The following is a 10569-nucleotide window of genomic DNA, read 5'->3' as shown; positions in this document are numbered from 1 at the left end:
GCGATGACGATCGTGTAGGCGAGCCCGAGGTTCGCGGTCCACGCCGAGGGTGCGTCGGCCAGGGCCGAGGTGATGTCCTCGGGGCCCTCGACGAGCAGAGAGAGGGCCAGCAGGGGAACCGGAGGGATGACCGTCATCCACATCATGAACCGAAAGGGCGAGTCCGGCTGGGCCTGCCGCGAGCAGACGTTGCCGATCGCCCAGCCGAGCGCGCCCGCGACGACGAGCGCGACGGGGAGCACCGAGACGGCAATGCCCCGGTAGGCCGCGATGACCCCGAGACCCGCCAGCGCCACGGCCACCCCCGCCATGGTGGCCCGGCCGGGGCGCTCGTGGAGGAAGAGAGCGGCGAGGACCACCGTGAACGGTGCCGACGCCTGGAGGACGAGGGAGGAGAGACCGGCCGGCATGCCCAGCGCCATGCCGAGGTAGAGGAAAGCGAACTGGAGGACGCCGAAGCCGAGGCCGTAGCCGAGCAGCCACCGCCACGCGACCCGCGGGCGCCGCACGAACAGGACAGTGGGGACCGCGAGCAGGAGGAACCGGATCGAGGCGAGGAGGAAGGGCGGGTAGTGCTCGAGCGACGCGTGGATGGCAACGAAGTTGACCCCCCAGATCACCGCGACCGCGCCGGCCCAGAGCAGGTCGCGTCGCTGGGTTCCGAGGTCCATGCGTCCACGATGGCGGGTTCTCAAAGACCAAGTCCATCGAGACTTTCTGGCAAGGTCTTGTAGTTTCCCTTCATGGATGTGCGGCGCCTGGGACTGCTTCGTGAGCTCGCCCGACGATCGACGGTGACCGAGGTCGCGCGGACCCTGAACCTCACCCCGACGGCTGTCTCCCAGCAGCTCAAGCTGCTCGAGCGCGAAGCCGGCCTGCCCCTCTTGCGCCGGGTCGGCCGTCGGGTCGAGCTCACCGCGGCCGGACGGGAGCTCGTCGACGCCTCGATGGACGTGGAGGTGTCCCTGGCGCGGCTACGCGGACGCTGGGACGAGTACCGCGGCGACGTGCGCGGCACGGTGCGGGTCAGTGTCTTCCCCACCGCGGGACAGCTGCTGCTCGCTGGGACGGTTCGTCGACTCGAGGCGTGGCCGGACGTCTCGGTGGAGATCGTCGAGGCGGACCTGCACGGCGACCGCTATCCGGAGCTCGTCGACGACGTCGACCTCGTCGTCGGGCACCATGCGACCCAGCTCGCGGCGCCTGCTGTGGGCCAGGCGATTCCGAGAGCGAGCAGTCGACCACCGCGCACCTGGCAGGGTCTGACCGTGACCGGGCTCCTCGTCGAGCCGCTCGACGTCGCGGTCGCACCGGGTCACCGGTTGGGCAGCCGCCGGTCGGTGCGGCTCGCGGACGTGCGACGCGAGACCTGGGTGAGCGTCCCTGAAGGCTGGCCCTTCGACGACGCCCTGCACCGGTGGTTCGCGGCCGTGGACGGAGGGCCACAGGTGGCCCACCGCTTCACCGACCTGCGTCTCCAGGAGTCCTTCGTCGCAGCGGGTCTCGCCGTCGCGCTCCTGCCGCGCTTCGCCGCGGACGACCGGGAGGGGGAGCGTCTCCGCCTCCTGCCGACGCGCGACCTCGCGCTGGGCCGCCGCATCGCGGTCCTGTCGCGGCGCGACCACGCCGAGCGCGCCGTCACCCGCGTGGTCCGGGAGGCGCTCGTTGCTGAGGCCCGCTCACTCGTCTCCTCCGACTGAGCGCAGCAGCGCCGGACCCCTGAAACACGTCGCCCCGGGCCCGCGACTTCGACCGGGGGAAATGCGCTGCGAACGGGTGGCGGGCGCGAATAGACTGTCGATCGCATAGGAGCCGACGGGGCATGGTCGGGAGGGCATGGACGGGCCCGTAGCGCAGCGCGAGTGGCCTCTCGTTGCGCGGCAGGAGGAGCTGGGGCTGCTGACGGAAGCGGTCGCGGCCGGAGCCGCCACTCCCTCGGCGAGTGAGCCAGTCGCCCCCGCCGGGGCCATCATCTTCGCTGAGGCGGGCGTGGGAAAGACCCGGCTCATGCGCGAAGCCGTCGCGATGGCAGCCGACAGGGGCCACCCCACCGCGTGGACAACAGCCACCCGTTCCTCGGCAATGACACCGTTCTCGGCGCTGGTCCCCGTCGTCCCAGAGGCCAGGCTCGACGGGCACGACGCCGCGCTGTCCCTGCACAGGGCATTCGCCGAGGCCGTCGCTGCGCGATACGGGAGCCGGCGCCTCGTGCTCGCGGTCGACGACGCCCAGCTGCTCGACAACGGCAGTGCCGGACTGCTGCTCAGCCTGGTGCTGTCGCAGACCGTCACGCTCCTCGCCACCGTTCGTCTCGGCGAACCGGTCGACGACGCCGTCACCATCTTGTGGAAGGACGGGCTCTGTCGACGGCTCGACCTGCCTCCCTTCGCACCGGCCGAGATTGGCGACCTGGTGCGCCGCGCCCTAGGTGGCGACATGGCACAGCGGGACATCGAGCGCCTGGTACGGGTGAGCGCAGGGAACGCTCTCTTCACTCGGGAGCTGGTCCTCGCGGCGATCGACACCGGATCGTTGCGTGAGGTGGACGGCATCTGGCGGTGGGACGGCCGGGTTCCCCTGACACCCCGGCTCGTCGACGTCGTCAGTCAGCGTCTGGAGGGTCTGACAGCGGAGCAACGGACAGCGCTCGGCCTGGTCGCGATCGGCGACCCGCTGCCGTTGCCCGTTGCCGAGAAGGTGACGGACGTGATCCGGCTCGCCGGTCTGGAGGGTGCGGGGTTGCTGCGGATCGAGGAGCAGACCGTCGCGACCCCCTCCGGCGCCATCGGTCCGACCGTCACACCGGCGATGCTGCGTCTGGGTCACCCGCTCTACGGCGAGATCCTGCTGGGTCAGCTGGGTGCGGTCGAGACCCGCCGCCTCATGCGCACCGTGGCCGATGCCGTCGAGTCTCAGCCGTCACTGACCGCCGACGATGCCATGCGGATCGCCTCGTGGCGCCTGGAAGCCGGTGGCGACGTCACCGCTGAGGCGTTGCTCGCAGCCGCGGCGACTGCCGATCGACGCTTCGACAACGCGCTGGCCGAGCGACTCGCCCGCGGCTCCCTCGAGCGCGGAGGCGGACCGCCGGCGGCGATCGCGGTCGCTCGGGCCGCGAACGGCCAGAACCGCTTCGATGCCGCCGAGGCCGTGCTCGCCGACGTGGAGGACGCTGTGCTGGCCACGGATGACTGGTCCGCCTCGGGGATGGACCTCCGCCGGGCCTACCTCGCCGCCCGCTCCACCGCCTTGTTCCACGGGTTGAGCAGACCCGACGAGGCCCTCGCCATGCTCGACCGGATGGCCGCCCGTCATCGTGACAAGCCGACCCTGCACCATGTTGCCGGCTATCGCACCCGAGTCCTCATCGACGGGGGGCGCCTGCAGGAGGCCGTCGAGCTGGCCGACGAGGTTCTCGACGACCCCGACGTCGATGACACCAGCGTCCTCCTGTGCGCCTCGACGAAGAGCCAGGCTTTGATCGACCTCGGCCTCACCCGGAGCGCGGCTCCACTCCACGAGCGGTTGAATGCGCTCGGGGCCGAGTACGTGCCGGGTCTGGGACAGGCCGGGATCATCGCCGCGCTTCAGTCGCTCCAGTGCCAGTACTACGACGGGCGGGCAACCGAGCTCATCTCACAGCTCCAGATGTACGACGACATGCTGGCTGCCACGGGCGACGAAGGGCAACGCGGACTCGTCTGGATGTCGCTCGGTCTGGCCCAGTTGCTGCGTGGCACACCGGTGAGCGCCCGCCGGACCTTGCGGAGCGCGGTGGCCACCCTCAGCGCCTGGGACTTCGCCGGGAACCGGGCCTGGGCCCTGGCAATGCTGGCGCAAGCCGAGGCGCTCTCCGGAGACGTCGTCTCCGCCCGGCGGGCCCGGCAAGCCAGCCGGGAGATCGACGTCACCGGCCGGATCGTCCGCTACGACCCCGACTTCGTCACCGCCGACGCGCTCATCGCGGTCGCCGACGGACACCTCACTCGGGCTGCGGAGATCGCCGCAGCCGGCGCGGCAGTGGTGGGCGAGCCACACGTCAACCGAGCCCGGCTGCTGCACCTGGCTCTGCGTCTGGGAGCTGCGCCGGCCGAGATCGCAGGCCAGCTGGTCGATGTGGCAGCGGTGACCGAGTGCGACCTGCCCACGCTCTACCACGCCCACGCCGCCGGGCTCGCGTCCGGCGACGGCGTAGCCTTGGAAAGCCTGGTCGACGAGTTCGAGTCGCGGGGGATGTGGCTGGTGGCAGCCGAGGTCGCAGCACAGGCGTCCGCAGCGCACGCGCGGGCAGCGGTGCGAGCCGGAGCGGCCAGGACGGCGGCCCGGAGCAGGTCGCTGGCGATGCGCTGCGAGGGCGCCCGCACGCCCGCGCTCACCCTGGAGAACGACTCAACGGCCGCGGCGCTCTCACGACGGGAGCGGGAGGTGGCGCACCTCGCTGCCACGGGCCTGACCAACCTCGAGATCGCCCAGCAGCTGTCCCTGTCGGTCCGGACCGTCGAGTCCCATCTCTACCAGTCGTTCGCCAAACTGGGGATCAGCCACCGCGAGGACCTGTCCGGGGTGCTCGGCGTCGGTCCCGCCGCCTCACCCGAAAACCAGTAGTCGGCTACTGAGAGGCTCCGACCTCGTCGCTCGTATCGTCGCCGGGACTGTTCGGGCGACGAGCGCGGTTAACGAGGGGGCGAGGGCCGATGAGCGATGACACACGGACATCAGGTCGTACCGGTGCGTTGACAAGCACCGCGAAGGCACGCAGGCGCCGAAAGTGGTGGTTGTCCGGACTCATCTGCGTGGGCGTGGCGCTCCTCGGCCTGCTCATGGGCTCGCCTCCGGGCGCTGTGGCTGCCGACACCTTCGACTTCCGCATCGGCAGCCTTCCCGCCGGCGAGCCCGACACCATCCCGTTGCAGAGCCGGACCTACTGGTCCGCCGTCCCGGCGATCGAGGCTGCTGACCCCACCGTGGTCAACCAGATCCCGATCGCCAGTCTGCTCGGCACGTCGACGATCACGCTGCACGACGCCACGGTGGAGATCCACGAGCCGACGACGTCCATCGCCATCCGGGGTTCGTCGGACGACTTCCCCGGCGCCTCTGCGCAGGCACCCGCCGACGTGCTCGTCCTCTTCGACTGGCTCGGCGGGAGCGAGGAGGAGGCGAGCGTCGTGGTCTCCGGCCACCTCGCGGCCACCACCCTGGCCGGCGCGCTCGGCGACGCAGCGGGCCTCTCGGGTGTCGACGTGGACCGCCGCACCGTCACCGTCGCCACCCTCGCCGAGAACATCGAGACGAGTGCGCCGGACTACGTCGGCCGCCCCGCGAACCTCCCGCCCGCCGCCGCCGCCTTCTTCCGAGCGGTGTATGGCCCGGGCGACCTGCCCGGTCCGATCGTCCCCGTTCTCGAGCACCCGGACGAGCGCGTCTTCCTCAGCCTGGGACTGGGTCTCGGCACCTTCCCGGATGTCGCCACGGACGCGTTCGGGTGGGGGGACGACGACCGGGCGGTGCTCGAGGGCAGCCTCGGTATCGGCTTCGGCGTACCCTTCGAACCATCCGCCTCGACCTGGCGCCTGAGCGGCCTGCTCCCCACATCGCCGGCCGAGAGCGCGCTCATGCCCGACTGGCTGGATTTCGTCGACGCAGCTCGATGGCGGGGCCAGATCGCCTATGACGCGCAGGCCTCCCGGGTGGCCTTCACCGCCGCGGTTGATGCCACGTTCGAGCTGTTCAATCCCCAGACCGTGACCCTTCAGGCGCAGATCGCGTTCGCGCCGAGCAACCCCGCTGATATCAGCGTGGACGTGGTCGGGGTGCTGGCAGGCGAGTGGCCGGCGCCGTTCGGCGTCGACTGGCTCGACGTCGACCGATTGCAGGTCACGGGCACATTCGCGAGCACGACCGGCGACGACGGCAAGCGGAAGACCACGGTGGGGTTCGGAGTCTTCGGGCACGCACTCGTCGCGGGCAAGGACGTGACGGTCAACGTGACCGGACAGCTTGCCGCGAGCCGGCCAAGTGGCACCATCGAGGTCCGGATGAACGACACCATCACGGCCGCCGAGGTGCTCGACCTCGTCGAGGCCGATGAGATCGACGGAATCGACCTCGGCCCGCTCGCCCTGCCTGACAGCCTGCCGCCCGACCACCTCGACGCCCAGATCGACAACGTGTCGATCCGGGTCGACTTCGGGCCTGCGGAGATCGGCTCTCCTCCGGTGACGCGGACCGTCCCGACGGTGTCAGTGGCAGGTTCTGTGCAGGTCACCCTCCCCGTGGGCGGAGGCATCCCGCTCGGCGCCAACCTCTTCCTCTCGGTGGGCGGGGACCGCCAGGTCACCGTCGCGGCACGGGCCGACTCGGACCTGCCACTGAGCTCGCTCCTGCCCGGCGTGGACATCCCCGAGGTGTTCGACCTCACGCTGGCGAGCGAGGACGGGGCCGCCAGCTTCGGGCTGCTGTTCACCACCAAGGCGATCGATGCCCAAATCAACAACCTCCCCGTCGCGATGCGTCGGTTCCTTCGGCCCCTGCACGGCTACACCGAGGACGACGCCAGCCCGTTCGAGGTGTCGATCCCAGCCGGCTTCTCGGTGCTCGGTAGCCTCGAGCTGCCCGAAGAACTCACCGACATCGTGGATCGCCTGGGCTGGCAGTCCCGGGTGACAGCCCGGGGCACCCTGCCCCTCGTGCCGTCCGCGCCACCCACGGCGAATTTGGAGCTGGAAGTGGCACTGCAGTCGGCCGACCTGCTGCCCGAGATCATTCATCAGGTCGACGGCTCGATCGTCCTGACTGGGACGGCCCAACAGGGCGACACCGGCCCCTCGATCTCGGTCGAGTTCGTCGGTGACCTCCACCTCCGCCTCCCGGCCGGCCTGCCCTCCGAGGTCGCAGGACCCCTCAACGACGCCTTCATCCCGGTCACGGATCACCACACCCTCGCCGACGGCGAGCAGTGCTCGACGGGAGAGCCGCTGCCGGTCGACCGCACCGACACGAGCGACGACCCCGACGTGGCGTGCTACGACATCCTGAGACTCCAAGGACGCTTCTCGATCACTGCGAAGGCGGACGGTTCGGTCGAGCTCGGGATCGATCACCGCATCACAACCCCACATCCGCCCGACCCCTGGTACCCGTTCGGGGTCACCTGGTTCGGCATCGACGAGCTCCGGGCCAAGGGCAGCGTCGTCGCTCGCGCCGACTCACTCGACTTCCAGCTGGGGTTCGAGGGAGACATCGCCTTCGCCGACGACGCCGCCGACCTCCTGGCGGCGGTCCAGCTCTCCGTGAAGGTGATGGCCGAAGCACCGTGGGTGATCGTCGAGCTCGACGGGATCCGCGTCGCCAGCGGCGCCGGGTTCGACACCGGGCACCTGTTGGACCTGCAGCACCTCTTGGTGCAGGCGGCGGGGGGCCCAGCTCCCCGGCTCGACCTCGCGACCATGGGGTTGCCTGATGTCAACCTGCGCAACGTCGACGTCGCCTTCTCGCCCAAGGGCGTGCCCGACCTCTGCATGCCGCAAGGCCTGACCGTTCGAGCCGACCTGTACGTCAACCCCTCCGCCGACGCGCCGCGGGTCGTGCCGACGTGCACGGGTCAGCAGACCGTTGTCCCCGAGAAGGAGGAGGATCGTTGTCTCAACCGTCGGGCGGATGGCTGTCTCGCCAGCGGCGGCCTGCGCGTGTCCACCACCGGGATCTCCGGCATGCTCCAGATCCCGGGCTTCGAGGCCGGACCCATCGAGGTCGACGATCTCGATCTCGAGGTGGTGCTGAGCGTTGCCGACGCACACCTCGTTGCCAGCGGCGGTGCCCGGTTCGTGAACCCGACCGGAGCTCCCCCCGACCCGATCGCCGGCGGGCGCTTCCGGGTCCGGTTCGACCGAAGCAGCTTCACCGCCTTCGGTGACGTCCAGGCCCTCGGCCTGCGTGCGCTGGTGGACACCACCGCCGAGTACGACGTCTGGTCCGCCGGGGTCCCCAACTTCCGACTGCACCTCCTGCTCGCCACCGACCAGTACCACCTTGGCCGCCCCAACCTGGTCTCCCTGCTCGCCGACCAGCTTGACGAGACGCTCAACCCGCTCATCGCCTTGGCCGCGGCGGCCGACGAGGCCCGCGCCCTTGCAGGAGACGCGGACCTCGACAACCTGATCCGGATCGTCGACCACATGGAGGCCGCCGGTATCGAGGTGCCCTCGGAGCTGGAGGCTTTCGTCGACCGCGCGGAGGACTTCGTCGATGTCTGGGACTTCGCGATCGACCATGTCGGCGGGAACACGTTCAACCTGATCATGAATGGCATTCCGTCGTATGGCGGCTGGGAGATCTGCTTCGGCGTCGGACCCTTCGAGGAGTGCATTGACTTCCCGGGTTTCGGCGGCACGGACGGCCTGTGCGACGTCCTTCCCGGCCTCGACGACTGCACCCTCGAGGGCATCGTCGACACCTACGTCATCCCTGCCTACGAGGAGTCGATGGGTGCAGTCGCCGACCTCTCCGGCATCGAGGAGATCACGGACCTGATCGACGGCCTGGTCGGACTGATCGACGACCAGCCACTGCTCAGGCTCAGTTGCGCGGAGCTCTACACCGAGCTGGGCGACGGCGCTGCGTTCGGTGACCTCACGATGGTCGGATCGGTCTTCGGCGTCGACTTCGGCCTCAGCCTCGGCCTGGACGTCACCGATCCGGTCGCGAGCGTGGACGACCTGGTCACGTCCATCATCGAGCAGATCGCGAGCCCCGGAAGCGCCACCTGCCATGGCTTCGAGCATGACCTGTTCACCGCGACGCCGGACGTCGGGGACACGGAGGCGGTGCTCACCACGCTCGTCGTGCCGGAGCTCGTGACCGAGGGTGAGCAGTTCACCTTGGAGGGGTCGTTCAGCCAGCCCGTCGCTGCCGACCACCAGGTGCGGGTTGCCTGGGGTGACGGCCAGGTGGAGGAGGTCACCGTCGCCGTCGGGGAAGCCGACTTCGCGCTCGACCACGTGTACGCCGACGACGACCCGTCATTCACGTCGAGCGACCTGGCCAGGATCGTCGTGTCCGACCTGTCTTCGGGTGCAGGGACCTCCGACGACCTTCGGGAGCTGGAGTCCCACGTGACGATCCGCAACGTGGCACCGGTGATCAGCGGGATCACCTCCGCCGGCCCGGTCGAGGAGGGGCGCCCACAGAGCTTCACCGTCACCTTCGACGACCCGGGCCTGCCCGACAACCACCGGATGAACGTCAGCTGGGGCGACGGTCGCGTGCAGGCGGTGAACGTTCCGGCCGGGCAACGCGCGGTCGCGCTCACCCACACCTACCGGGACGACAACCCGACCGGCACCCCCGTCGATCCCTATCGGCTGCGAATCGTCCTCGCTGACGACGACCAGGGCACGCACTCGCGGACCTTCGACCAGCCGGTCCAGAATGTTGCGCCCGCGGACCTCGACGTGGAGATCGTCACCGAGGAGCTGATCGAGGGCCAGGCTGTCGAGTTACACGTCGCTTGGACGGACCCCGGCCTCCAGGACGGCCACTCGATCATCGTCGACTGGGGCGTCGGCGAGGGCTTCCGCAGGGAGGTCGCGGTCCCGATCGGCGACCGGGAGGCGATGATCCGCCACGCGTGGGGCGACAACGGCTTGTTCGACGTCACCATCGCCGTCATCGACGACGACACGGGCATCGTGCAGACGACGATCCCCGTCGAGGTCGACAACGTCGATCCCGACGTCGGGATCGACCGGTCGACGACGTTCGATACTCCAGGCGGCCCGACGTTCCTGACCCGGGTCGACGTGCCGCTCGAGATCGGCGCCAATGTGTCCGACCCGGGCAGCGACGACGAGACGCTCACCTGGACGTGGGGCGACGGCGCTCCGGCCGACGCGGTCACCGACCTGGTGAACCCACCGGCCGCCGATCCCCTGCCCAGTCCGTCCATCCAACCGCGCGACGTGTCGGCCTCGGCCGTCCACACCTACCTGCTCAACTGTCTCTACTTCGTCGACGTCGCTGCCGAGGACGACGATGCCGGAACCGCCCTCGAACGGGCCCCGGTCGTCGTGGTCGGCGACGCGGACTGGGTTGGGCCCCGCGGATGGTGGTACGAGGAGTACGCGCACATCGGAGACGAGCGGCCCTCGGACCCGTTCGACGAGCGGGAGAAGGGGTGTGCGTTGGCGATCGCTGCTCACATGAGTGGGGTGCTCGGTGAGATCACCCCGCTGGTCGGACCATCGGACGCGGTCACTGTCCTTGCGCCCAACGCGATGTCCCGCGCGGCACAGTTCGACAGGGAGCTGCTCGCGGTGTGGCTGAACTACGCCACGGGGAGTCTCGGGAGCGATGCCGACGGGCAGATCTTGTCGCAGTTTGCCGACGCCGTCGCCGAGGCGGAGCAGGTGCGGCTCGATGCCACCGCGACCGACGACGAGCTCCTGCGGGCCACGCTGAGCCTGCAGTCGCTTGCCCAACAGCAGTGAGGCGTGCCTGAGCCGGCCCCTCGGCCGAACCGCGGGCGTGAGCGGTTCGGCCGCAGGTCACCGGGACGTATGCCGCTGAGCC

General features: G+C 70.0%; 4 protein-coding genes. 3 read left to right on the top strand and 1 reads right to left on the bottom strand.

Annotated elements, in window-relative coordinates; genetic code table 11:
* The coding region (locus tag LOY02_RS15120) for an EamA family transporter (protein ID WP_317183191.1) at positions 1-671 on the bottom strand (671 nt) is incomplete at its 3' end.
* A 72-nt stretch (positions 672-743) separates the two neighbouring features.
* On the opposite strand from LOY02_RS15120, the gene LOY02_RS15115 reads away from it, so the two are divergent.
* The 3 genes from LOY02_RS15115 (at position 744) to LOY02_RS15105 (ending at position 10487) form a co-directional block, all read left to right on the top strand.
* Positions 744-1700, top strand: a complete 957-nt coding sequence (locus LOY02_RS15115; RefSeq protein ID WP_317183190.1) for a LysR family transcriptional regulator — start codon at positions 744-746, stop codon at positions 1698-1700.
* A 136-nt stretch (positions 1701-1836) separates the two neighbouring features.
* Positions 1837-4605, top strand: a complete 2769-nt coding sequence (locus LOY02_RS15110) for a helix-turn-helix transcriptional regulator (RefSeq protein ID WP_317183189.1) — start codon at positions 1837-1839, stop codon at positions 4603-4605.
* Between the two features lie 170 nt (positions 4606-4775).
* On the top strand, positions 4776-10487 hold the full coding sequence (locus LOY02_RS15105; RefSeq protein WP_317183188.1) for a hypothetical protein: 5712 nt from the start codon (positions 4776-4778) through the stop codon (positions 10485-10487).
* The last annotated feature ends 82 nt before the right edge of the window (positions 10488-10569 follow it).

Source organism: Intrasporangium sp. (assembly GCF_032907665.1).
Lineage (GTDB): Bacteria > Actinomycetota > Actinomycetes > Actinomycetales > Dermatophilaceae > Intrasporangium.
This window is presented reverse-complemented; position numbering and strand designations above follow the sequence as displayed.